This is a genomic window from Candidatus Chlorohelix allophototropha, assembly GCF_030389965.1.
GTDB lineage: Bacteria > Chloroflexota > Chloroflexia > Chloroheliales > Chloroheliaceae > Chlorohelix > Chlorohelix allophototropha.
The window spans coordinates 1,316,866-1,341,103 of the sequence record NZ_CP128399.1 but is presented as its reverse complement, the minus strand read 5'-3'; the positions used below and the strand labels follow the sequence as shown (position 1 = coordinate 1,341,103).

19 protein-coding genes are annotated in these 24,238 nt (G+C 47.8%); 13 read left to right on the top strand and 6 right to left on the bottom strand.

Annotated features, from left to right (window positions below; genetic code table 11):
* Positions 1–2: 2 nt before the first annotated feature.
* Both OZ401_RS05610 and OZ401_RS05605 read right to left on the bottom strand, forming a co-directional pair.
* Positions 3–1,157 (bottom strand): ABC transporter ATP-binding protein, encoded by a 1,155-nt coding sequence (locus OZ401_RS05610; RefSeq protein ID WP_341469724.1) that lies wholly within the window; start codon positions 1,155–1,157, stop codon positions 3–5.
* Positions 1,158–1,665: 508 nt separating this feature from the next.
* Entirely contained in the window at positions 1,666–3,465 is a 1,800-nt protein-coding gene (locus OZ401_RS05605; protein WP_341469723.1) for an ABC transporter ATP-binding protein, read from the bottom strand.
* Between the two features lie 286 nt (positions 3,466–3,751).
* Here OZ401_RS05605 and OZ401_RS05600 point away from each other — a divergent pair, with 286 nt between their 5' ends.
* The 7 genes from OZ401_RS05600 (at position 3,752) to OZ401_RS05570 (ending at position 13,941) form a co-directional block, all read left to right on the top strand.
* Positions 3,752–4,690, top strand: coding sequence for a Ppx/GppA phosphatase family protein (locus tag OZ401_RS05600; protein WP_341469722.1), 939 nt, complete (start codon positions 3,752–3,754; stop codon positions 4,688–4,690).
* A 124-nt stretch (positions 4,691–4,814) separates the two neighbouring features.
* Positions 4,815–5,522: a hypothetical protein gene (locus tag OZ401_RS05595; protein WP_341469721.1), complete on the top strand. Its 708-nt coding sequence runs from the start codon at positions 4,815–4,817 to the stop codon at positions 5,520–5,522.
* Between the two features lie 79 nt (positions 5,523–5,601).
* Entirely contained in the window at positions 5,602–7,527 is a 1,926-nt protein-coding gene (gene recN / locus OZ401_RS05590; RefSeq protein WP_341469720.1) for a DNA repair protein RecN, read from the top strand.
* On the top strand, positions 7,524–10,736 hold the full coding sequence (locus OZ401_RS05585) for an O-antigen ligase family protein (RefSeq protein ID WP_341469719.1): 3,213 nt from the start codon (positions 7,524–7,526) through the stop codon (positions 10,734–10,736). The genes recN and OZ401_RS05585 overlap by 4 nt, the downstream gene beginning before the upstream one ends.
* Positions 10,733–11,875, top strand: coding sequence for an MraY family glycosyltransferase (locus OZ401_RS05580; protein ID WP_341469718.1), 1,143 nt, complete (start codon positions 10,733–10,735; stop codon positions 11,873–11,875). Before OZ401_RS05585 ends, OZ401_RS05580 begins: the two co-directional genes overlap by 4 nt.
* A 48-nt stretch (positions 11,876–11,923) precedes the next feature.
* Entirely contained in the window at positions 11,924–12,778 is an 855-nt protein-coding gene (locus OZ401_RS05575; protein WP_341469717.1) for a fumarylacetoacetate hydrolase family protein, read from the top strand.
* Between the two features lie 335 nt (positions 12,779–13,113).
* A complete protein-coding gene (locus tag OZ401_RS05570; RefSeq protein ID WP_341469716.1) occupies positions 13,114–13,941 on the top strand; it encodes a hypothetical protein in 828 nt (275 codons plus the stop codon).
* A 24-nt stretch (positions 13,942–13,965) separates the two neighbouring features.
* On the opposite strand, the gene OZ401_RS05565 is transcribed toward OZ401_RS05570, so the two are convergent.
* Together OZ401_RS05565 and OZ401_RS05560 are read right to left on the bottom strand one after the other, a co-directional pair.
* A complete protein-coding gene (locus tag OZ401_RS05565) occupies positions 13,966–16,278 on the bottom strand; it encodes a glycosyltransferase family 87 protein (protein ID WP_341469715.1) in 2,313 nt (770 codons plus the stop codon).
* 86 nt (positions 16,279–16,364) lie between these two features.
* Positions 16,365–16,601, bottom strand: a complete 237-nt coding sequence (locus OZ401_RS05560) for a hypothetical protein (protein WP_341469714.1) — start codon at positions 16,599–16,601, stop codon at positions 16,365–16,367.
* 304 nt (positions 16,602–16,905) lie between these two features.
* On the opposite strand from OZ401_RS05560, the gene OZ401_RS05555 reads away from it, so the two are divergent.
* The 6 genes from OZ401_RS05555 to OZ401_RS05530 all read left to right on the top strand — a co-directional run bounded on the left by OZ401_RS05555 (position 16,906) and on the right by OZ401_RS05530 (position 21,779).
* Positions 16,906–17,487 carry a hypothetical protein gene (locus tag OZ401_RS05555; RefSeq protein ID WP_341469713.1) on the top strand — a complete coding sequence of 194 codons (582 nt, stop codon included), beginning with the start codon at positions 16,906–16,908 and terminating at the stop codon, positions 17,485–17,487.
* Positions 17,480–18,127, top strand: coding sequence for a RodZ family helix-turn-helix domain-containing protein (locus tag OZ401_RS05550; RefSeq protein ID WP_341469712.1), 648 nt, complete (start codon positions 17,480–17,482; stop codon positions 18,125–18,127). Before OZ401_RS05555 ends, OZ401_RS05550 begins: the two co-directional genes overlap by 8 nt.
* Positions 18,128–18,211: 84 nt before the next feature.
* The gene (locus OZ401_RS05545) at positions 18,212–19,129 is read left to right on the top strand and encodes an FAD:protein FMN transferase (RefSeq protein WP_341469711.1); all 918 of its coding nucleotides are present in this window, start codon (positions 18,212–18,214) and stop codon (positions 19,127–19,129) included.
* A gap of 73 nt (positions 19,130–19,202) precedes the next feature.
* Positions 19,203–19,802: an RNA polymerase sigma factor gene (locus OZ401_RS05540; protein WP_341469710.1), complete on the top strand. Its 600-nt coding sequence runs from the start codon at positions 19,203–19,205 to the stop codon at positions 19,800–19,802.
* Entirely contained in the window at positions 19,795–20,850 is a 1,056-nt protein-coding gene (locus tag OZ401_RS05535) for a hypothetical protein (RefSeq protein WP_341469709.1), read from the top strand. The genes OZ401_RS05540 and OZ401_RS05535 overlap by 8 nt, the downstream gene beginning before the upstream one ends.
* A gap of 299 nt (positions 20,851–21,149) precedes the next feature.
* Entirely contained in the window at positions 21,150–21,779 is a 630-nt protein-coding gene (locus OZ401_RS05530) for a MarR family winged helix-turn-helix transcriptional regulator (RefSeq protein ID WP_341469708.1), read from the top strand.
* 87 nt (positions 21,780–21,866) lie between these two features.
* Here the strand turns inward: OZ401_RS05530 and argF are convergent, their stop codons facing one another.
* On the bottom strand, positions 21,867–22,820 hold the full coding sequence (gene argF, locus OZ401_RS05525; protein ID WP_341469707.1) for an ornithine carbamoyltransferase: 954 nt from the start codon (positions 22,818–22,820) through the stop codon (positions 21,867–21,869).
* Positions 22,810–24,225: an argininosuccinate lyase gene (gene argH / locus OZ401_RS05520; protein WP_341469706.1), complete on the bottom strand. Its 1,416-nt coding sequence runs from the start codon at positions 24,223–24,225 to the stop codon at positions 22,810–22,812. Before argH ends, argF begins: the two co-directional genes overlap by 11 nt.
* Between the last annotated feature and the right edge of the window lie 13 nt (positions 24,226–24,238).

The following is a 24,238-nucleotide window of genomic DNA, read 5'->3' as shown; positions in this document are numbered from 1 at the left end:
CTCTACTCCTTGCCGTAGTGCAAACAAGCTACCAAATGGTGAGGGTTGGCTTCTGCTTCAGAAAGAGGTATCGGCGTACTTTTGTCGCCGCGTTTGAAAGCGACCGGAGATAACGTTGGGGATACTTTGCCACATTCTTCAACTCTTTCGGTACACCAGCGATAGAACACGCAACCGGGCTGACTGGCAGCGGTAAGTTGTGCGGCTGCTGCAAAATTACCCTGAAAGCTTAGGTTGCTGGCTTCTGATTCTAGGGTTGCAAGCGCCGGGTCGTTTTCCTGATAATGTTCATATTCCGCCAATGCTTGCGCCGGGTCGAGGGCTGCACCGGGCAAAGGGCTAGGGGATGGGTTAATTTCAAGCAAATTGCGGGTATAGGGATGCGCCGAAAACTCAAATAGGCGTGCGGTTGGCACGATTTCCATGATACGTCCGCCAAACATTATAGCGGTACGTCCTTTAGCGGCGAAGTAGCGTACCATCGAAAGATTATGAGAGATAAATAGGAAAGCAGTACCAAACCTGCGCCCGACCGCCAGCATTTTATCCAGAATTTCGGTGCGACTGTTCAAATCCAAATTGCTGACCGGTTCATCCGCTACTACTAGACGGGGTTGTGTGGCAAAGGCGCGGGCGATGGCATAACGTTGTCGCTGACCACCACTGATTTGGTTTGGATAACGGCTCAAAAATTCTTGGGGGATACCGAATTTATCGACTAGTTCATCGGCAAGAGCGTGCGCTTCCGCTTTACCACCTGCTCCGGAATAGCGATCAACCATCTCATAGAGTAAGTTATCCAGGCGATTCTTGGCAACTTGGTTCAACCCACTAAAATTTTCCTCAGAGATAAAGCGCAAATAACGACGCGCCTTTTTGACTTCGGCTTCGCTCTGTCCGCTTAAGGGCTTACCCATGAACATTACAACACCACGATCAGGCTTATCCAGCCCGGCAATAATTCTACCTAGCGCGCTTTTACCGCTGCCGCTTTCCCCGGTTAAGCCGAGGATTTCTCCTTCTTGGATTTCCAGAGAAACGCCGTTGAGCGCCGGAATACGTTTGCCACCGGAGAGAATGCTCAGCAAGCCCTCATCGGAAACATAACTCTTATAAAGATTTTTTGTTGCAAGTAAGAGAGATGAGTTATCAGGCATAAAAATCATTTAATGTGTTTTGGTACCATAGTAATGTTTTTCGTAATGTTTTTCTGTTAAATTAAAAGTGTCAGTAAACAAAAGAGCGCGAACGTAACTTAACAAATACAGTTATCGTCCTAATCATCATACTAACGTTTTTATTCAACATAGTCATACTAACTATCTAATTACGACACACTCTAGCCGCAGCATCGTCTTACTACTAATGGGCACATATGAGGCACTACGTTTCACTATAGCTATAGCACCATCGTACTCAAAATCAGATAACGTCTTGGCAACTAATGCAGCAACGTCCCATCAACCAGCCTAGTCATTATATATTCTTAGTCAAGTCGCAGCACAAACCTAGCTATATGCAACCAAATCACAACAACGTCCTAGCCTTTCGCGCTCTTTTAGTTTACTGTAGCATACATATTTCATCTCCATCACCGTTTTCTTCTAAGTTTTTTCTCCACGAATTCTTCAAAGCCTCTCCTAGTTTCCAGGGAGGTTTTTTTTGTCAGTCGTCTTGAAAATTACGGGTATAGAGGCGGTAATACAAACCCTCTCGCTCTATCAAATCCGCATGCGTGCCTTCTTCTACCAATTCGCCTTTATCCATCACCACGATTTTATTTGCCTTCTCAATAGTGGTAAGGCGATGTGCAATCACAATGGTGGTACGGTCTTTCATCAACCGATCCAGCGCTTCCTGCACCAAGCTCTCGCTTTCATTATCTAGCGAACTGGTGGCTTCATCCAGAATCAGGATACGTGGGTTGCGTAGAATGGCGCGGGCAATAGCAATGCGCTGGCGTTGCCCACCGGAAAGTTTTACCCCTCTTTCACCCACCAACGTTTCATAGCCATCCGGTAATTTCTCGATAAACTGGTGGGCGTTAGCCCCGCGTGCTGCTTCTTCGATCTCTGCGCGACTTGCTTCTAGCCTTCCGTAAGCAATGTTCTGAAGTACGGTAGTGCCAAATAATACTGGCTCTTGCGGGACTATACCAATTTGCTCGCGCAAGCTTTTTAGGGTTACGTCCCGAATATCATGCCCATCCAGCGTGATACGTCCCATTTTAGGGTCATAGAAACGCGGTATCAGATTGGCGATAGTGGTTTTACCTGCGCCGCTTGGTCCAACCAGAGCGACAACTTGACCTTGTTTTGCTTCAAAACTTACACCGCGTAATACACTGCTGCGCTCGTCATAATCGAAAAAGACCTCTTCAAAGCGCATATTGCCGCTTCCCTGTGCTAGCGGTTTTGCATCCGGCAAATCGGTTACACTGGCGGGTTCGTCAAGTAGATTGAAGATACGTTCTGCCCCGCCCAACGCTTTCTGGAACTCGCTGAATAGCCCGGTAAGAGTGCCGATGGGACCTGCTACTACGCCCATATAAATCAGGATTGAAACCAGTTCGCCAGGGGTGAGATGTCCATCTAATACCTGCTGTCCGCCAAACCACAGCACTACAATAATGGCGCTGAAGCTGAGGAAGGTGATCAAAGCCACAAAACCGCTCTGTAAACGAATACGGCGCATGGCAGCAGCGTACACCTGACCGATTCCGCTCTTGTAGCGACCTATCTCGTAGCTTTCACGGGTAAAAGCCATCACGGTTTTCTGATTGCTAATGGTTTCTTCCAGAATCGTGGTGGTCTCGCCCAGATACTTCTGTACTTCATTAGAGTGAAACCGGATGCGCTTGCCCACAGTTATGGCAACGGCAGTTAGTATCGGTATCAACGCCAATATAAGCAGCGTCATACGCCAATCGCGTGTCACTATCATGACAATTGCGCCAATCAGAGTCAGAAGGCTTTGCGCCGCGCTTATCAAGTTGGTAGTGACGGCATTCTGTACCATCGTCACATCATTAGTAAGGCGGCTCATGAGTTCGCCGGTGCGCCGTTCGTTGAAGAAGCCGAGTGACAGTGTTTGCAGGTGGCTGTAGAGCTTTACTCGCAGATCGTTGACGATACGCTCGCCCGCATTGTTCAGCAGATAACTTTGCAGGAAGATGAAAAACGCTTGGAAGGCGAATACCAGCAGCAGAATCAGGGCGATGTTGTTAAGACCGTTGCGATCAGCTTTAACAAAAACAGTATCTATCAAGCCACCTGCCATCGCCGGTAGCGCCAGACCAAGCACACTTCCGATTATCATCGCAATTGCCGCTACTACCAGCCACACCCAGTATGGTTTGGCGAAAGCCAACAAACGCACCAATTCGTTGCGTTGAAGGCGAGGTCGGGCTTGTGGTTTTCTATCTACTATCTCGCGCAATTCGCGTTTTTCTATTCTTGTTGCCATATTTTATAATGTTTCCATCTAAATTTTCTTAAATAAGGTTCTTTTAATACACTACGCTTAAATATTATAGGCTTATATCAGCTTTGAGAGGGCAAAAGCACATATAGATTACGTATAAGTGGAGTAGAAGTTTCTAATCTTATTTTCAAAAAAGATTCAGGTTTGTATAGCCCTAAATGTTGAACCCCGCTGGATTGCGATTAGTTAACTCAGGCTTTATAATCAATAACTGTCGTTAGCCTCACGTATCAGAACTCGGTTATTGAGGGAGGACTACTGCAAACGGATGAAAATTGCTGAAACGGTTACAGTTGGCGCAGTTGATATTGGCAGTAATACGGTGCATCTTGTCATAGCCCGTACTGATGGCACCGAAATTGAAATTCTGGAAGACCAGAAAGAGATGGCGCGTCTTGGTGATGACGTTAGCTATCAAGGTGAAATTTCGCCCCCCAAGCTGGAATTAACCATGAACCTCCTAAAAAACTATCGCCAGCTTTCCGATAACCGCAACGCCCATCTAGTGGTAACAGGCACAGAACCGTTACGAGCAGCCCGCAATTCTATCAAACTGGTACAACGCGCCCGCGAAGAACTGGGCATCAATATCAATGTGCTGTCTCAGCCAGAAGAAGCAATACTTAGCTTTAGAGGGGCAACTTTCAATATAAATTTGCCCTCTCACTTTGTGATGGCGGATGTGGGCGGTGGTAGCACCGAAATTGTGGTGGTGAATTTCCACCAGATTCAATCCATAATTAAGTTGCCGGTAGGTTCGATTAAGTTGCGCGCTTTGTGTAACGCCGGAGACCCCCTTACACAGGCGCAAGTGCATGCTGCCCAGTTCCGACTCGGTGAGATATTCGGTGCTGCCCAATGGCCGCGCCTTCCACTTGGTCCTAATTTTGGGATAGTGGCGGGTGGGAATGCCAAAGCTGTCACCCGTCTTTTCAATCGAGGGCGGCGTGGCGACTTCTTGCGTTCTGCCGAGCTATTGGGAGCGGTTAATTTAGCGATGTCCAAATCATCCGAGCAAATCGCGCAAGAATACAACCTCGTTGCCAGCCGCGCCCAAACCTTTTCTACCGGTGCGCTGATAATCCATGCGATTATGGATAAATTCAAGCTGAATAGTATGTTGGTAAGCCGCTACGGTATCCGCGAGGGCTTATTACTTTCATATGCGCATTTCCATGAGGGCTGGCGAGATTCGCTAGCGGTATGATAAAATGTAACCGCTTTATTAGAAAACGTGTTCGGAATTCGGAGTTAAAATTTGGTTGGGGAAAGAACTCCGCTAATATCTTAAAACCCTTTGCTGGAATTTAGTTAAGGTATTCTCGATCTTTATGCAAAATATTGAAATCCCGAAACTAGCAGGGTATTGTAAACAGGTCTTGAGCCTAGAAAACTCCAGTTTACCGCCCGAATATTCTTATCGCAGTTTACCGCTTTGTGTGATAGATGCGGTTTTTTCAATCGGTGTTACTTATACCTCAACTTCTAATACTGTTTTACGGTTTTGCAATTACTTTGGTTTGGAACGATATGCTGATATGCGCCCCCCAGCCTTTTCTGATCAACTTACCCTATCGGTTTTTACAGCTTTATACACCCGATTAGGAGTTGAGGAAATGGCAGAAAAGGTGTATCAAAATCGGCAGCGGACATCACCAAAGAACGGTCTGCTAAAAGCTGAGGCAGTATTACAATTCGCTCAAGTTCTTGAACAGTTTGAGGTGAATTATTTCCAGGATATTAGCAAGGTGCTAGGAAACGAGGCTTTCGAGACGGCTATCAAGAAAATACCGGGACAGCATAGTGGTGTTTCATTACAGTATTTCTTTATGCTGGCAGGCTCGGATGATTTGGTAAAGCCCGACAGAATGGTACTCAGATTTATGGGAGAGGCATTAGGTTATCCGATAAAATTAGATACGGTTCAGCAAGCTCTTGCGGCGGTAAACTCTGAACTTAAGCTTGAGTACCCAACTCTAACGCCTCGTAAACTGGATTACCTAATTTGGCAATACCAACGTACACAGCCCAATAAATGATTAATTTGTGTAGCCCGTTGGAAAATCCAATTATAATATATACAGATATAATTGATAGTTTTATGAGTAATATACATATATGCTGGTAGAGTTAAATATCTCCAATTTTGCCATCATAGATTCGCTCTCGCTGCGTTTTTCGCCCGGTTTTAATACGCTTACCGGGGAGACGGGTGCGGGCAAATCTATTATCATCGATGCGGTGGGCGCAATTCTCGGCGCGAAAACCGGCGCAGAATTTATTCGGCATGGGCAGAATCAGGCGCGGGTGGAAGGCTACTACGAGTTAGCGATGTCCGACAAAATGCTTGAGGATGAGCGGTTTCGCCACCTGTTGGAATTGCTACAGCGTGAGAATCTGTTGGAAGATGAAAATTATGCTCACCAAACCCTTCGCCTAAACCTTAGCCGTGAAGTGAATCTCAGTGGGCGTTCGGTTTGCCGAATCAACGGTAGTTCGGTACGGCAGGATATACTGCGCGAAGTAGGCGAGGCATTGGTGGATATTCACGGGCAAACCGAGCATATCTCACTATTGCGCGTCAGCGAACATCTGGAATTGCTCGACCAATATGCCGGGGTGATTCAGCGGCGTATCCGGTTGAGCGATCTGGTGGGGCAATTGCGCATGGTGCGCCGTGACATCAATGGAATGCAACGGGATGAGCGGGAAATGGCGCGTAGGGTTGACCTGCTTAAATTTCAGCTTGAAGAAATTGATGCGGCACGCCTCCAGCCCGGTGAAGAAGAAGAAATGCTCAAGCAGCGGCAGATTTTAAACAGTGCAGAAAAACTAACCGCTGTTTCTGACCGCGCCTATAAATTGCTGTACGAAGGTTTTGAAGAGGGCGGAGAAGAAGGTGGGTATGGCAAGCGTGGGCGTGGTAGCGGAATGGCGGTACACGCAGCGTTGGCTGAAATCGAGCGATTGCTGAGCGATTTGCTGAAGTTTGAGGCTGAGATTGGCAAACACCTTGAAACAGTGCAGGAAGCTGCCATTAAGTTGGAAGATGTAGCGCATGCCTTGCGCGATTTCCGCGACCGCGTGGAATACGACCCCAAACGCTTGGAGGGTATTGAAGAGCGGCTTGAAATGATTCGCTCTCTCAAGCGCAAATACGGCAACGGCATCCCCGAAATACTGGTGTATCGTCAAAAAGCTGCTACCGAACTGGAACAAATCGTACACAGCGACGAGCGGTTGGCAGAGTTGCATGCGCAAGAACAAGACTTGTTACAACAAATTGGGGTGTTGGCGGGTGAAATCTCGAAAGCTCGCCGTAGCGCCGCCGACAAACTAGCGCAGGAAGTAGAGCAATCTCTGCGTGATTTGAAGCTGTTACGTGCTCGTTTCGAGGTCAATATCACGCAGAGAGAAGACTTCTCCGGCGCGCCCGTAACGCTTCTCGATGGGCGTAAAGGGCTTTTCGCTTTTGATGGGCATGGGGTGGATCGCGTGGAGTTTTATGTTTCCCTCAACCCCGGTGAGCCTCCCAAACCGCTACAGAAGGTTGCCAGCGGTGGTGAAACCAGCCGCCTGATGTTGGCGCTCAAATCTATTCTGGCAAGCGCAGATTCTGTTCCTACGCTGATTTTTGATGAGGTGGATGTGGGCGTGGGTGGGCGTAGCGGTCAGGTAGTGGGCGAAAAGCTCTGGCAACTTACCAACTCAAACAACCATCAGGTAATATGTATTACCCACTTGCCGCAGATTGCCGCTTTCGGTGACTCGCACTTCAATATAATGAAAAAGGTGGTGGACGACCGCACCCTTACCACTGTGCGACAGCTAGATTATGAAGCTATTATCGAAGAATTAGCGGCGATGCTGGGCGGGTTGCCCGTTAGCGATTCTATGCGCAACAGCGCCGTTGAAATGCTGAAGGATGTGAAGGGCTGGAAAGAAGCGGTGCATAATGGCACACTCGAACAATTTTTGGCGCAACGCCATTCCAATCAAGCTACCGGACAGGGGCAATTGTGGGAGGAACTTAAAACTACATGACAAGGCGCGTAATCCAGGTTTGCAATGTGGTGATGGAAGTTACCTGGCTGCTGGCGTTGGTGTCAATTCCGCTTTATTTTAACATCTATACCAGCCGCGTCTTTGAGCCTGACAAAATCGCGCTTTTCCGCTCATTGGTGTTGATAATAGGGGTAGCATGGCTACTTAAAGCGGTGGCGTTGCGTGCTGCCGTGAATGTAACTGTTGCGACTCGCGCTAACCCACGTCGGGTTTCTCGACCCCCTCGCGAGGAATTCCTGCCCGATGGTGAGGTAATCGGACCTGACAACCTCCCTTTATTTCAACGAATTGCCACGCGCCCCCTTGTTCTGCCCGCTTATATCCTGACTTTTGCTTATATTGCCGCTACCCTCATTTCGGTAGTTCCCGGTGTCAGCTTATGGGGTAGCTATGACCGCTTAGAGGGTACTTATACCTTTCTCAGTTATGTGGTGTTCTTTCTCGCTATAGTCTTTAACCTACGCGAACGTCGTCAGATAGAGCGCATTATCAGTTTTATCCTGCTTACCAATGTGCCCGTTAGTATTTATGGGGTGATGCAGCACTACAAAGCTGACCCGCTGCCGTGGCAGGGCGATACAACCTTTCGTGTTACCAGCACGATGGGTAATGCTATCTTTATAGCAGCTTACCTGATAATGGTAGTACCTATCGTGGTGTATCGAATCCTTACTACCGGGCGTTGGTTGCTGGAAAATCGCGCCAATGCAAGCCGTTCTAACAGCGGACGCGCTCGAAACATTGCCTTTAGTTGGTTTGGGCTTTACGCTTTTTTCTTTATCTTTGAGTTGGGCTTGTTCTATGTAATTCTCAACCTGAACGCTAACTACCGCCCCGAATCCACCGGGGTAGCGCAGAATTCCACACAGCAATTGATCGACCAAGCCAATACCGCCGCCGGAAATTCTAATCAGCTTGTGGGTGGCACTTCTATCGGACCTATTTGGTCACTTCCATTGGTGTTGCTGATTAGCTTTGGCATATTCTTCATGTTTACGGTCAAGCGCAAGGATACTGATAATAATTTCCTGTTCCGGTTGGGGGAGTTTGGTTGTTATATCTTGTTACTAGGGCTGATACTAGCGGTAATAGTATTCAGCAAAAGTCGCGGACCGCTTGCCGGTATGCTTGTCGGCTTGTATATTTTACCTCCGCTCCTATTTGCTACCTATAAGCGCTGGCGTTGGTTGACGGGCTGGTTGGGGGTGGGAATACTCGGTGGTGTATTGCTGCTGCTCTTTAACTTGCCGCAAGGCTCGACCCCGCTTGAGCCAGTATTTTCTACACTTCGACAGAACCCGGAAATTGCCCGCTTTGGCGAGTTTTTACAGACAGAGGACGGTACCGGTAGGGTTAGGCGGTTGATTTGGCAGACCGATTTTGAACTACTGGGTGATACTGCTGCCAAAGACCCTTTGCGTCTTTTGCTTGGGCATGGTCCCGAATCTATGTATTACATCTCCCCCCAATTTTATCAACCGGAACTAGGCTGGTTTGAAGCTCGCAACGCTATTCCCGATCGTTCGCACAATGCCTATCTAGATGCGTTGGTGAATACCGGAATCTTTGGATTTGTGGCATATCTGGGCTTTGTGCTGTTATTCTTCTATTACAGTGTAAAATTCTTGCGCCGTTCGCGCCGATATGAATATCGGGTTTTGCTGGCATGCCTTATAGCGGGCATGCTTTCGCATTTGGTGGAAATATTTACCGGAATCCAAGTGGTCAGTAGCTTCATGATGTTTTTCCTGTTTGCCGGACTGGTCGCAGTTTTGGGTGGGTTGGTACAGGGTAGCCATGCCTCTAACGTGGAAGCAACTATGCCCGTTCCGGTAGAGGAGAAGGTAGTTGAAAAGGTTGCGGCAAGCTCGAAGCGCACTCGCGGAAATGAACGAGTCGTTGCGCCTGCGCGTGTCACAACTGTGCGTGGTTCTTCGGCGGTTTCTGGTCAGGGTTATTTCGATACCGCGCTGCTGAATGTGCCGGAGTCTAGCCTCAAGGTATGGTTCTGGACTGTAAGCGGGGCGGTTATTGTCCTTACGCTCTATTTTACGGTTGTTATCAACTGGATGCCGATAGTTGCCGATGTTGCCTTTAAGCAGGGTCAAAACCTGTTTTTTTCCAAACGCTCTGAAGAAGCCGCTATTTATTACAAGCAAGCTGCCAGCACCGCTCCTACTGAAGACCGTTATGCGCTTTTTTTGGGTCAAGCCTATGTTGATCTTGCCGATAAAGTACGACAAGCTGATCAGCAAAAAAAGGCACAAAACCAACAAGCTGACCCCAATGCTCAAAACCAGATTCTTGGCTATCTGCACGCAACCGAAAACGAACTGCTTCGCGCCCGTGACCTCGCCCCCCTGAATCCCGACCACTATTCCAACTTGGCGCGTATGTATGGTTCATGGGTAACCTATGAACCGACAAAACGTAAGGAACTGGTCGCAAAACAACTTGATTGGTACGATAAAGCGGTTGCATATGCCCCCCGCAATGTTCGGGTGTGGTCGGAATATGCAATTGCTCTGATCAACTCCAGTCGTGCTACCGATGGCTCAGTTGATCAAGCGGTACAGGATCACGCTATCAAGACGGGTGAGGAGTCGGTGAAGATAGACCGCTGTTACGACTTCGGGCGTTGGGTGTTAGGCGATATTTATCTTGGTGCTGGTCGCAATGACGATGCGGCAATCCAATTCGGCTACCTATCCGACCTGAATCCAAAAGAACTAATCAATAACCAACGCTATTTGCAGCGAATTCAGGTTATGGCGCAAAGTAAGCAGATCGATCAAGCGTTGATGGTTCAAACCTTGTTAAAGCCGCTTGCTCCCGTTGCAATCCAATCTTCTCAAATCGGGCAATTTACCAATTCTTGCTTGGAAATACCCAGACCCTACGTGACAACCCCTCCTACCGACCCGGATAAAGCCTATTACAATCAAACTGCCGGGATTTACCTGTTCCATCTTGAGCGGCTGTCAGAGGCAGAACAACGCCTAAATCTGGCTAACCAGCTAGATGCTACCAGCGCTTATACACACGCTTACCTTGCTGCAATTTACCAGAAAACCGCGCGTACCGATTTGGCGCAAAAAGAGTACCAGAAGGCTTTAGACCTTTCGGCGCAAAACACCGATACAAAAGTGACAATTCAAGGCTTCCTGTCCAACTATTTTAAGGCATGATATATCAGCAGGCGACAATTCAGTCTGCTCCCGAAAATCCGGGTATGGGTTTTTATCTGGCGTTGTTTGTGGGGGCATTGTTGCTGGCGCTGTTGATTACCCCTCTGGTGCGCCGGATTGCGCTAAAGTCCGGGATTGTAGATGCGCCCGGTCTTCGCAAGATACATAGCTCGCCCGTACCTTTATTAGGTGGAGTAGCAATCTACCTAGCCTTTACGCTGGCGCTGTTGGGCTTGACCGGCTGGATACTGCCGTTTTATTTCTTGCAGTTAGCCGCGATTTTGTTTGGCGCAACTTTGATGAGTATTACTGGGTTTCTGGATGACAAGTATGGTTTGCCCCCTTTGGTAAAGCTGTTGGCACAACTGGGGGTAGGTTTGTGGCTGATTATCAGCGGTGTACAAATTGAGGTGTTTCGCGTCTCGGTTTTAAATGTATTGATTACGCTCTTGTGGGTAGTGGCTATTACTAACGCCATGAATTTTCTGGACAATATGGATGGGCTTTCAGGTGGCGTTAGCGTAATCGCCGCTGCATTTTTCTTCCTTTCCGCCTACCAGAGTGGGCAGTGGTTGGTAGGGGCATTGGGTGCAACGTTGGCGGGTGCAGGGGCAGGTTTTGTTTATCATAATTTCGGGATATTCTCGCAGAAATCGCCTCACCAAATATTTATGGGTGATAGTGGTTCACTTTTTATGGGCTTCTTGTTAGCAGCATGCGGCATCAAATTGCGCTTTCCCAATACCGATTTTGTAACATGGATGGTTCCGGTGCTGGTGCTAGGTGTGCCGTTGTTCGATATAACGCTTGTCACATTATCGAGGCTCAGACGCAGTTTGCCCATAGCGCGAGGCGGTAAAGACCACACTTCCCATCGGTTAGTAGCGTTGGGGCTGTCGAGTCGTGAGGCGGTGCTGATCCTCTGGATGGCGAGCGGTGCGTTGGGCGTTGCTGCGCTGGTTATTATGGGCGCTTCAGTACGGGATGGTTATGTGGTGGGTGGGGTAGTGGCGGTGCTTGCTGGATGGGCAGTGTTGCGCCTTGAGCATGTCCCGTTGGTGAATACCAACCCGGCGGTAAAAGGAAGCGGCAAAGGCTTGAAAAATAATGCAGAAACGACAAAACCAGAAATTAAATAATTTAATCAAGCTTAAAAAACCAAAATAAATTTTAGGAGAAGATATATTATGAAGCTGGTGAGCTTTAGCGCTAAGAAAAACCCTCGCCCACAGCGCGGGGCTTTAATAGAGACCGCAAGCGGTCAGAAGGTTGCACCTGTTTCCGGCGGCTATAATGACCTGAGCGATGCCCAACTTGAGCAGATGTTAAGCGAAATAAATGCGTTGGATGTAACGACCTTACCGGATTTAGACGAGGTGACTTTACATAATCCATTACCAACGCCCGGTAAAATAATTTGTATAGGCTTGAATTTTATGGATCATGTGCTTGAGGTTAAGGCGCAAGTACCCACTGAGCCGGTTATTTTCTCCAAATGGCACAACACGTTGTCGGGACCGACTGAGGAAATCGTAGTGGATAAAGCTACTCAGAGGGTGGATTATGAGGCAGAGTTAGCTTTTGTAATTGGTAAAACTGCTTATCAGGTAAAAGAGGAAAACGCTTTCGAGTACATCGCGGGCTATTTGTGCGCCAACGATGTGAGCGCACGCGACCTGCAATTCTCGCAAAGCCAGTGGGTGCGCGGCAAGTCGCTTAACGGCTTCTGCCCGCTTGGTCCCTATATTGCCACTCGCGATGAAATTTCCGACCCCCATAACCTGCGAATCCAGTGCCGGGTAAACGGACAAACCCGACAGGATTCAAACACCGCGCAGCTTATCTTCAAGATTCCCGCGCTAGTAGCGTTTCTCAGCGATGGCATCACTCTTGAACCGGGCGATGTTGTTTTGACCGGTACACCTCCGGGAGTCGGCTTTACTCTCAACCCTCCCTGTTATTTGCAACCCGGTGATGTGTGTGAAGTAGAGATTGAGGGATTGGGCATGCTAAGAAATTTATTTGTTGCGCCTGAAGCCTAGCAATACGCCAACCTTTGCCAACATGTACTTCGAGACGAGGGGTTATTGCCCCTCGCCTGAACCACACATTATTCATTCTAACCTACATATAATGAACTATGCTTGACTACTTAGGCTATACTAGTTTGTAGCACTGCAATGCGCTATTTTTGCATCAGCCCTTTTTGCTCCCTACGTTCTTGAACTGGATGGGTAGCTTTGGTAAACCAGTGTCCCATGCTTTAGGAAAAAGTTTTTATTGTTAATATTCCAAAAAACTGCCAGATTCCACCAGAGTAGCATAGTAGTAACTTAGTAATCGCAACACCTATAAATGAAAAAAGGGAGGTAGTTGGATGGATACGGATGGACACAAAGAAGGTATAGTCGGTAACTCATGGGTTAAGCATAGTTATCATTACTTTATCGAACACTATTACTGGGAGCGTCAACATTTCAATCGGGCTTCTTCAATTGAGGATCTGAGAAAGGGTATCTACCGCTCGGAAGTACCACTTAATGGGGTTCTGACGGTTTTACTCAGGCTACTGCCCAGCAGTACGATTACGAGGTTCTTGAATTGCTTTGAGATTGAAGGACAAAAAAGCTTCAATCCTAGTACATGGTCTATTTTTGATTTTCTTGAGCAAATTGACTCCAAGATAGACTTCATACAACCGGATGTCACTTTGGAGAGCGCGGAAACAAGAACATTTTTGGAACTAAAAGTAGCTGCCGTTATTGAAGTAGAGCAGTTTATTAAATATATCCTGCTTCTGGCGCACTGGAATAAAATCAATTCCCCCTCTAAAAAGCCTTGCTTATTCTTTGTAACGAAAAAAGAGCTTGGGCTTCAGTGGAATAAGGCTGAGCGAGAAAAGTTCTTTACAGGCTCTAGTGCTTTGTTTGATTTGGCTCAACTGAAGTACAAACTGCATGAGTTGCTGCCGCCAAAACTTTTAGCCCCCTACGAAGAACTTAAACCGGCGGTAGAGGAAACTCTTGGGCAACTGGTTTTAGGTGCTGCAACTTGGTCACAGATTGGGCTATTCTTTATTCAGGAGTTAGAGGGGCTGAAAAGTCAGCCCGATAGTGACTACAAGGAAATGTCGATCAAGCTTATTGGTGATTTTGTTAATGAGCTAAGAGAAAGAAAACTCATTGTGAAAACTAGCGAGGATTAGAAAGAAAATCGAAGCACGGATTCGCTAGTATCTATTCTTATTCTGATTAGAGCACCTAATCAGCCACAGGTACAAGCCCCACAGGGTTAGCAGCGCGGCAAGGCGATAACTTGCGCCGAGTCGCGCCAGACCTACCGCTTCACCCGGAAAGAAATCATAGGTACTGCCGTATCCCAACAGCCCGAAACATACCCCAAACACCAATAACTGCCAGCGAGGGGTCTTTGCGTTGCTCAACACTTGCAATAAAAGCGCCAACGCCGGTAACGCCAACATTTCATTATTCATCAGGGCAATAGGTGGCACAATCAGTCCGGTCAGGATTAGAATACCGGGCAGTAACCTTGCCGTAGAGGGCTTATCCACCTCGTGCCGGATTTGCCATAGCCGCCTAATGGTGAAAGCGATTAGCCCAAATGAGCAAACATATCCCATAAACAATGCCCAGAAAGGATAATCACCTCGGTAGCTCAAGGTTATTTCGGGAATGCTCAATCGCGCCAATGCGCCGAAGATTGATTGGTTAGAAATATCCATGTCCGGTCTTGTCAGGATAATACCAACGGCTCTGAAATAGAGAATAAAGTTATCCCAGCCCATTGCTATTAGCCCTAACAACCCCACTCCCAAAAAACCTACTCCCAAACTTACCAGACCGCGCCAGCGTTTGGTGAGAACGAAATAGAATGACAGCGCAGCGGGAAATAAAAGCAGCCCTGACGGAATTGCCAGATATAAACCTGCTTTAACGTCACGCTTCTCATTTAGTTTTTGGAGTGCGAGTAATAAGCTCAGCAGCGCAATTGTGTTTACTTGTCCAAAGCCGATGGTATCGGTTACGGGACTGAAACTCAATGCCAGAAACAGCACAGGGGCGCGAAAGTGAATCTTGCCCGAATTCTGTCCGAACAAGCGCAATAAAAATAGTAGTGTCGGTACGAGCAATAGTAAATTTATAACCCGCCAAAGCTGAAGCGCTATTTGCTGATCTGTACCAAATAACTGGGTTAATGGCCAGAATAAAGCAGCATAGAAGGGGGGCAGACGCGGCGCAACGGAAGGTTGGCTGAGTAAACGGTCAAGATCATATAAATTACGCCCATTTTGGCTGTTTAACAGCGTCACATAATGGCTGCGGAACTCCACCCCTCGAAATGGGTCAACTTGAAACGTATATATCTGATTGTAGAGAAAAGAAATGAAAGCTGCTGCCAACATCGCACGAGAAAACCAGCGTTCAAAAACAGTTAGCCCATCCGGTGAGTTATCTTCTGGTCGCAGGTTGTGCGAATTGTACATACCCGCGCTAAAAAGCAGCGCTCCGGTAAAAACCCCTGAAGTAAGTGAGGAAGGGTTTAAACTGTAGAGATGGAGACGCAGAAAAGCAAATTGCGCCAGCGGGATGAGAATGTAAAGGGTGGCGGCATATACAAATGGGGCAGGTAATTTTGGGGCGCGTTTTGAAAATAAGCCTGCCAACCAAAGTAATAGCCAACCGATGGGAAGGATAAACCCCCATGCGGAAAGATAGGGTTTAAGCGCCAGCGGGGCAATGAACAACCCTGCCAGTAAAATTGTTCCGGCGGTGGTTTCCAGCAAAAGCGCCCATTTCTTTGGCATACCCAACAAACGGGCGATACCCCAGCAACTAAGGCAAATTATTGCCAGCAAACCCGGTTCCCATAGGGTAGAAAGCCAGCCTTCCACCCCGAAATTGTTATAATCCGGTTCTATTTTTGCCTGAAAAAAGATGGTGGAGAGGCTACGAGTATCACCGCTACTCGGAGTATAGGCATTACTGGCTTCAAATCTGAGCCGCAAATATTCAAGGGTAGGGCGAATATGTAACGGAAGGGTTAGTATATACTCGCGCCCATCATAATAGCCCGTTATATTTTGCGAACCGAAATCATACTGATCGTATTCAATCTGCCCGATTACACTCAAAGTAACTCCGGTTTGGTCGGGAGGTCGGTCTGGTCGAGGGGCAGAGAGGCGCAGCGTTAATTTGAGTGGCACAGAATCAAGCGGCCAGGGTAGATTCAAATAGGCAACTTGTCCTGACCAGCGATAGGTAAGGTCGCGATTACCTGTTTCTAGGCTTGTGCTGTGCTGGATTTCCGGTTCATAAAAACCGCCATCACCCACGTTCAGGTACAAGCGATCAAGATGATCATCGGTGCCAATATCCAGCACCATAGGGGGGCGCAGGAGATTTATTAGAAAAAGCAGCACCATCACCAGCAGCGCAACAGCGAGTGACAACGGTAGCGCTTTTCCCAGAGTTTGCCGGTAAGTTAGAACCGGTTTATGACCTGCCGGTTTGGTCGGCAACAAATCCTATTACCTCATGGGTAAAGTCCATAGTGTTAATTTGCTAATCAGCGAGTGAAGCGGGTAATTAATGAGAGACCTCCGGCATTCTAGCCGGGAGTGATAATTCGTTCACCTTGTTCGTCAGGCTCAGAATCATTCTCAGAAGTGGTACGGTACAGTTCAAGCGCTTTTATATAAATCGAGTTAGCCTTGGTAAAGGCATCTCGCAAATTCGCCGGGCTGGCGCTCCCATCTTCTGCTGCTTGCGTCTGGGCTAGCCATTGCTCGAAAGCAGCGACTTCTCGCCTCAGTTTCTCGAGATATTTGTGAGAAATAGCTGGCATTCTTGTTCCAATCTACTCGACCTTGAGTTAAAGTTTTGATGTTTCCTAACTACAATTTCCTGCTTTCTAATGCAGGAACAACTAGGAGTCTGTTGTACCACTATTTAACCGCTATTGGGTTTGACTTGTCAATAGAAGTACCGTAAAAACCCTGTTCTTGGTAAAGGAGAACTTTGCCCCGCAAGATTAAAATAAAATGTGTGAATTTTAAAAATTGATAAATTTGCCCGCAACTTTTGCTCTTTTATTGCGTTTAGGGTCTCGAAGAAAAAAGTATCAAGGTTCTATCGAAAAGGAGCATCCAGTGAAACTAAAGCACATATTACCCGGATTACTATTAGGATTGGCTTTTGTAGCGGCTTTTGCGTTTGGTGTGCAAGCCGCGGGCATAGGTGTTAGCCCTACCCCAACCAGCGCCCCAACTCAAGTAGCTTCGAAAACTACTGTAGCTAAGCCTGCTAAGGCTGCTACTGCCGGAACTACCGCAGCACAGCCTGAAACTGTTACCACTACCGAACTTCCCATAGTTACGGTTAACCCTGAACCTGTAGTTGCGGATTTATATACAGAACAACCTGTGCAGCAGTATAGCACTCCTGAGCCAGTGTTTAATAACCCGGTGGTAATAGTTACCGAAAAAGTAGAAGAATCGCATCAGCCTGTTGCTACAACGACAGAGACCAGAGAGACAAAAGAGACTAAGTCAACCGATAAGCCTGAATCTAATACAACAACGCCTGCTCCCACTACAACTAAGGCTACTTCTGCCCCGACTAGTGTTGCTAAGACTCCGGAAGTTAAGCCAACCGAGAAGAAGGAACAAGAGCCGACGAAGAAACCAGCGACTAAAGAGCCTGAGCATAAAGACGATAAGGAACATGATTAAGACTAACGATAATACAGCAGAAAGACGCAACGTGAAAACTACGACGATAAACCATTGGAAACTAAATCTGCTAGTATTTGTCAGCCTGATTATGGTTCTAGTAGTGCTTTGCTACCAGTTCGGTTTTGTAATCGGAAAGTCGTTGCTCCCTGCGGCGCAGGCAGCAGCGACAGGTCAAGTCGAAGTAGCCGATGTGCCGCAAGCAGCGGTAAACGTAGGACCTGATCCGGTAGTAGCTACCGATACGCCCTTGCCTACCGATGTACCGACTCCTACCGACACACCGGTGCAGAGCAACCCTAACTCTCCCGTAGCGCCAAACCGCACTACGGTTACAGGTGTAGCTCCTTCTAAAAGTGGAGCCAGTGCGCCACCTAATCCTGCCACTACTGCGGCAGGTGCGTCCCCTCCGCCGGTGAGTACTACGGTGGTAGCGCGACCGGTAAACAATCCGCCGGCGCAGACTACCAGCGCACCGGTTGCAGCGCCCACTACGGCTGCGGTGCAACCACCGGTGAATACTACGGCAGCGCCACCCGCACCGACTGCGACTCCGAAGCCTGCGCCAACGGCGACTCCGAAGCCCGCACCGACTGCGACTCCGAAGCCGCCACCGCCTCCTGTTACGAAGGCTTCCTAATTATGATAGAATCTAAGCCTGTTTTTTTAGAACAGGCTTAGTACTTGATTGGATTGTTAGACAAAGATTGGTTATAAACAGGTTATGAGCGAGGTTTTTTCAACATTCAGGGCAATGAATACAGATGTGCAGGTGCTCATATATTTGAGTAGTGAGTCCAAAGCCACCAAGTTACGGGCGCGCGATTTGGTCAGCACTGCACAACTGATATTCCGACATGCTGAATTAACCCTCAGTCGTTTCCTACCGGATAGCGAGCTATCCCGGTTAAACCAGAAGGGTTATATTGAACAAAGCTCTCCCCTGTTTTTTGAATGTGTCAACGCTGCCCTAAAAATGGCAGAACTAACTCGCGGCATTTTTGATCCCACCATCTTGGATGCGTTGGAACATGCAGGGTATGACCGCAGTTTTGAGCAAATCGGTACGCTTGCTCCCGGTCTGGCAACTAAAATGAATACATTTCGCCCACCCTCGCACCACTACGTCGAGTTGAACCATGCCCGACGCAGTATTCAGCTAGCTAAAGGTGCCAGGATTGATCTGGGTGGTATCGCCAAAGGCATGATCGTTGACCGGGTTGCCGCAGTTATTCAAGGGCAGGGATTCAAGGATTTTATGGTTAGCGCTGGAGGCGATATGCGTCTTGGCGGCAATCAACCCGGAAAAAACGGTTGGGAAGTTGATATGCAAAATCCAATTACCCTAGAAGGTACTCTAACTACTTTGTCGGTTACCGAAGGGGCAGTGGCAACTTCTTCCACCACTCGCCGTCGCTGGTTGAAAGGTAACCAGTTACACCATCACTTGATTGACCCACGTACCTCTGAGCCGGTTAATAATGGTTTAGCGGCTGTAACGATAGTTGCGCCCACTACTATGTTGGCAGATGTGCTGGCTAAAACAGCTTTGATACTGGGTCTTGAAGAAGGCAAAGAATTTATTAGCCAGCAAGAAAATTGCCGAGTTTATATGATAGATCAAGAAGGTCGCTTAGTATGAACCCGACAGGTGAAATATTGAGCATTTACATTGTAAACCGATTATTTAAGCGAGTTTTGGTTAGTGCTTATAAATGAATGATGTCGAACTGGTAGCACAACTTCAAAGATTTGAGCCTGAAGCAGTGGATGTGTTAATGTCCCGTTTTGCCGATAGGTTATATAACTATGCGTACTACCATAGCAGCGATCATCATTTAGCTGAAGATATAGTTAGTGAAACTCTTACTCGAATTGTCGAGAAGATTGGGGATTACCAGCAACGCGAGGTGCCATTCAAAGCATGGGTTTTCCGCATCGCTCGTAACCTCTTAGCAGATCATTATCGCCATCGTAGCCGACATCCCTCTGTTTCACTGGAAGCAGCAAGTGACGAAAGCAGTTCACTCTACGAGACGCTTAGCAGCGATTATGGCGGAGCGGATGGGGGCGAGTTAGCCACTCAGGTGGCACAACGCGAGGATTTGCGGCAAGCCTTGAATTTATTGCCAGAAGATCAACGCACAGTATTTATTTTGAGATTTATTGAAGGTAACGACCTTGAACAGGTTGTCACTATTCTAAATAAAAGTATAGCATCAATCAAAAGCTTACAATTCCGGGCAACTCGGAACTTACGGCAAATCCTAGACGATAATAACTGCGGAAAAAAACGGCGGGTAGGGTATGAATAGAGATAAACACATCGAAGATCTATTTGAAAGTAGAGTCGGGTATATACAGCAAGGTAAAAGCCTTGAACCGGATGTAAAAATTACTCTTGAGCAAGAAGAGGCGCTGGAAGATATGCTGGAACTGGTGGCACAAAGTCGCCAAGCGCCAAGCTTTGCCTTGAGTATGGAGAAACGGCAAGCGCTTACGGCTGATCTTAAGGCTCGTATGCAAGCGAAATCCAGCTTTACTGCTATACCGCCTCTCCCTGACAATATCCGTGTGTTAGAGCCTCGCAGAGTCGCTAACGATACCCAACCGCGCCGCTTAAATCGTGCGCACGGATTGCAACTTGTTATGGTGGCGGCTTCAGTGGTGTTGGCGATGGGCTTACTGGTATGGCTGTTGATTTCCGAGCAACCAGTTACTAATCTTGTTGCGCCATATACCAGCTTGCCGGCGGCTACTTTTGAAACTAATAATATAGAAATCCCTACTTCCGCACCGGAAACCGCCGTAACTGAGGAGCCAACTCCTATAGTAGTGACTACGCCGCTGCCCACTAACGAGCCAACCACTACGCTCCCGTCCACCCCCAGTTTGCAGGCTAATACTGGTACAGTGCAGGTTCCGGCTAAACCACAAACTACGCCTAAACAGGCTACGACAGAGTCTTCGGCACCGGATACCAATCACGATGATGAGAAAAAGTCGGATACCGCTTCGACTCCGACTCCAGATACCAATCACGATGATGAGAAAAAGTCGGATGCCGCTTCGACTCCGACTCCAGATACCAGTCACGATGATAAGAAAAAGTCGGATGCCGCTTCGACTCCGACTCCGGATACCAGTCACGATGATAAGAAAAAGTCGGATGCCGCTTCGACTCCAACTCCGGTTGCTACTGCCACTCCAGTTGCCGACCAGACTTCGGATGCCGCTTCGACTCCAACTCCGGATGCCAGTCACGATGATAAGAAAAAGTCGGATGCCACTCCAACTCCGACTCCAGATGCCACTCGCGATAACCAGGAAAAGTCGGAGAAGATTAAAGACTCAAAAGATTAGCTAATAAAAGATCCGTGTGGTTCTGAATTTAAACAGCCCTTCAAGGGCTGTTTCCTATATATTTTGTCCCTTGATATAAATAGTGCTCATATATATTCTTTAATTTTAATTACAGTAAAATTCAACGATTCTTTGTGTTTATTTAATACAAATTACTGTGGAAGCCCTTTACATTTACCTAAAGATTTGGTATTATCATACTATTAGATTTAGGGTTTTGGGTGTTCCCCAATACTGTTCACGTTACTTTTTTCGAACTAAGAAGTTAAGAGAATTTCCCTTTTGGAGGGGGAGTTTTGATGAGTGAAAAATCAAAGGACTCTCAAGAGTTGTCCCAACTTTATCAACGCGCTTTTCAACAGTTAAATGCAGCTGCTACCCCTGATTGGCTTCAACTTGACCTCACCTTCCAGCAAATGAAAGTGTTATATATCATTCGCCAATTCGGATCGCTAACTATGAGTGAATTGCACGAGCATCTTCAGGTAAGCATGCCGACAATTACCGGCATCGTAAATCGCCTGATTGAACGCCGGAATGGCACTCCTTTGTTGGTGCGTGAAACTAGCCCAGAAGATCGCCGTGAAGTACGAGCTAGTTTAACAGATGCCGGATTGGAAGTTACTAACATGGTTGGCGCTTTAAAAACCGCGGTATTACAAGAAGTGTTTAATACCATGAGTGAGGAAGAGTTAAGAATTACTCACAAAGTATTTAATCGATTCTGTGAGCTTTCCGAGCAACAACGGCATAATGTTGAATCTAATGGAGGCAAGAAAGCCGAGCCTGTAGAAGATAATAATGGAAATCGTCGGAAACGCCGCCGTTTGATGGGAGTGCGTGAAACTGCGAATTCTAACGCAAGCTCTATCACTAGCAATCATTTGCGTTTTGACTCTTATAGCACTCGCCCTATCCTGACTTCATAACTCGAAGCACTATAGTTAAGAATAGAATTAAAACCCAATCTGTTGCGAGGGCTTTGCAAAGTATAATAAGCAAAGCCCCTATTTAATTTAGTCTGCCAGTAAATGTACCAGCAATCCTTTTTGAGCATGTAAGCGATTCTCAGCTTGTTGGAATACTGCGCTCTGCGAACCTTCTAGTACCTCCTCGGTCACTTCGTCGCCCCGATGCGCCGGTAGGCAATGCAATACCAAGGCGTTAGGCTTTGCCATTTCTAGCAAGTTAGAATTAATCTGGTAGGGTTTGAAAACGCGGCGGCGTAATTCGGCTTCGCTTTCCTGTCCCATACTTGCCCACACATCGGTGTAGATTACATCGGCATCGCCTACCGCTTCCGGGCTGTTGCTGACCTTTACAAAGCTTTTGCCGTTGGCTAGTTGTCGCGCCTGATGCACGATTTCTTCGTCAGGCCAATACTGTGGAGGGGTGATAATTGTAATGTTCAATCCACTCAAAGCGGAGGCGAGCGCAAGGCTTTGCGCCATATTGTTACCATCTCCGATATAAGCCATTGTCAAGCCTGTAAGCTTGCCGAATCGCTCTCGGATGGTCAATAGGTCGGCGAGCACCTGACAAGGATGTTCCCGGTCGGTAAGCCCGTTGATTAGTGGCTTACTGGAATAGTTGGCGAGTTCCAGCAAGGTGGTATGGTCACGCACTCGCGCTAGAATACCGTCTGCCATGCTGCTGATGACCCGCGCTACATCGGAGGGGGTTTCGCGTCTGCCCAATCCGATTTCGGTGGGGGCGAGGTAAAAGGCGCGCCCGCCCAGTTGGTACATGCCGATGTCAAAGGAAAGACGAGTACGCAGCGAGGGATGCTCAAAAATCATCGCCAGCGATTTACCTTCTAGTATATGGGTTGGTTCCCCTCGCTTGAGGCGTGCTTTGAGATCAAGCGCTGTATCCAGCACTTGTGCTAACTCTTGCGCGTTAAGGTCGGCAGACGAAAGTAGATGCCTACCCTTTAGAATGGGTTTAAATGAAACTTTATTATCGTTCATCTTGTCCTGTGCTTTTCTCTTTTAACCAATCCCGTGTTTCCATTAGCAGATTTTCGGCAGCAGTAAGCGCATTAGCAACTTGTTCGGGGGCAGTACCACCGGTAGTCTTACGTGAGCCGAGACTGGACTCAACCGTTATCAGCAAAATATCTTCATCAAATTCAGAGGCGAACGCTCGATATTCTTCTAGCTTGAGGTCTGCAAAGGTACGCCCTTCTTCGACGCACTTTTTGACCAATTTACCTGATACCTCGTGCGCTTGCCGGAAGGGGATACCCTTTTTCACCAGATAATCGGCAATATCTGTGGCGGTAGCAAAACTTCCTTGAGCGGCGCGATATAATGTTGCGGCACGCACTTGCATAGTGGCGATCATTCCGTTGAAAACGGTCAGGCTGTTAACTAGAGTCTCTACCGAATCAAAGAGCGGTTCTTTGTCTTCCTGCATATCTTTATTGTAAGCTAGCGGCAATCCCTTGAGCATGGTCAATACTGATACCAGATTGCCCACCATGCGCCCGCTTTTACCGCGCACCAGTTCCGCCATATCGGGGTTCTTCTTCTGGGGCATAATACTACTGCCGGTACTATAGGCATCATCCAGTTCGATGAAACCGAACTCGCCGCTCGACCACAAAACAATTTCTTCGGCGAAACGGCTCAAATGCACTGCACAAAGAGCAGCGGCAGAGAGCGTTTCTACCACGAAATCGCGATCGCTTACCGCGTCAAGGCTGTTGCGTGTGATTGCGTTCATCCCTAGTTGTTCCGCCACATATTCGCGGTCAAGTGGGTAGGGTACGCCCGCCAGCGCGCCGCTGCCGAGCGGTGACACATCAGTGCGGGTATAGCAATCGTAAAAACGCCCGGCATCGCGTTGTAACATCTCGAAGTAAGCCAGCAAGTGGTGGGAAAGTAAAACAGGTTGTGCCCGCTGTAGGTGGGTATAGCCGGGCATAATTATCCCATGCCATTTTTGTGCCAGCTTTAGCAAGGTTTCCTGCAAATTGGCGATGCGCTCAACAATCGTCACAATCGCCGAGCAGGTATAGAGGCGCACATCCAATGCTACTTGATCGTTGCGACTACGCCCGGTATGAAGCCGTCCTGCGGCAGACCCGATTTCCTCTGCCAGTACCGCTTCAATGTTCATATGGATATCTTCGCGGTCGAGCCTGAATTCAAATTCGCCTCGTTCGATACGAGCGCGGATTTTTTCTAGCCCTGCAATTATTGTATTCGAGTCTTCGGGTGAAATGATGCCCTGTTTTGCCAGCATACGGGCATGCGCGATGGAACCGGCGATGTCCTGTCGGTATAGATTGCGATCAAACGGAATCGAAGCCCCGAACTCTTCGGCAGTTTTATCAACTTCTTTACCGAAGCGTCCCCCCCACAATTTCATTATTATCCTCGAT

Coding starts and splice junctions, on each gene's coding strand:
- OZ401_RS05610 (WP_341469724.1), bottom strand. CDS start 1,157: ATGCCTGATAACTCATCTCTCTTACTTGCAACAAAAAATCTTTATAAG.
- OZ401_RS05605 (WP_341469723.1), bottom strand. CDS start 3,465: ATGGCAACAAGAATAGAAAAACGCGAATTGCGCGAGATAGTAGATAGA.
- OZ401_RS05600 (WP_341469722.1), top strand. CDS start 3,752: ATGAAAATTGCTGAAACGGTTACAGTTGGCGCAGTTGATATTGGCAGT.
- OZ401_RS05595 (WP_341469721.1), top strand. CDS start 4,815: ATGCAAAATATTGAAATCCCGAAACTAGCAGGGTATTGTAAACAGGTC.
- recN (WP_341469720.1), top strand. CDS start 5,602: ATGCTGGTAGAGTTAAATATCTCCAATTTTGCCATCATAGATTCGCTC.
- OZ401_RS05585 (WP_341469719.1), top strand. CDS start 7,524: ATGACAAGGCGCGTAATCCAGGTTTGCAATGTGGTGATGGAAGTTACC.
- OZ401_RS05580 (WP_341469718.1), top strand. CDS start 10,733: ATGATATATCAGCAGGCGACAATTCAGTCTGCTCCCGAAAATCCGGGT.
- OZ401_RS05575 (WP_341469717.1), top strand. CDS start 11,924: ATGAAGCTGGTGAGCTTTAGCGCTAAGAAAAACCCTCGCCCACAGCGC.
- OZ401_RS05570 (WP_341469716.1), top strand. CDS start 13,114: ATGGATACGGATGGACACAAAGAAGGTATAGTCGGTAACTCATGGGTT.
- OZ401_RS05560 (WP_341469714.1), bottom strand. CDS start 16,601: ATGCCAGCTATTTCTCACAAATATCTCGAGAAACTGAGGCGAGAAGTC.
- OZ401_RS05550 (WP_341469712.1), top strand. CDS start 17,480: ATGATTAAGACTAACGATAATACAGCAGAAAGACGCAACGTGAAAACT.
- OZ401_RS05545 (WP_341469711.1), top strand. CDS start 18,212: ATGAGCGAGGTTTTTTCAACATTCAGGGCAATGAATACAGATGTGCAG.
- OZ401_RS05540 (WP_341469710.1), top strand. CDS start 19,203: ATGAATGATGTCGAACTGGTAGCACAACTTCAAAGATTTGAGCCTGAA.
- OZ401_RS05535 (WP_341469709.1), top strand. CDS start 19,795: ATGAATAGAGATAAACACATCGAAGATCTATTTGAAAGTAGAGTCGGG.
- OZ401_RS05530 (WP_341469708.1), top strand. CDS start 21,150: ATGAGTGAAAAATCAAAGGACTCTCAAGAGTTGTCCCAACTTTATCAA.
- argF (WP_341469707.1), bottom strand. CDS start 22,820: ATGAACGATAATAAAGTTTCATTTAAACCCATTCTAAAGGGTAGGCAT.
- argH (WP_341469706.1), bottom strand. CDS start 24,225: ATGAAATTGTGGGGGGGACGCTTCGGTAAAGAAGTTGATAAAACTGCC.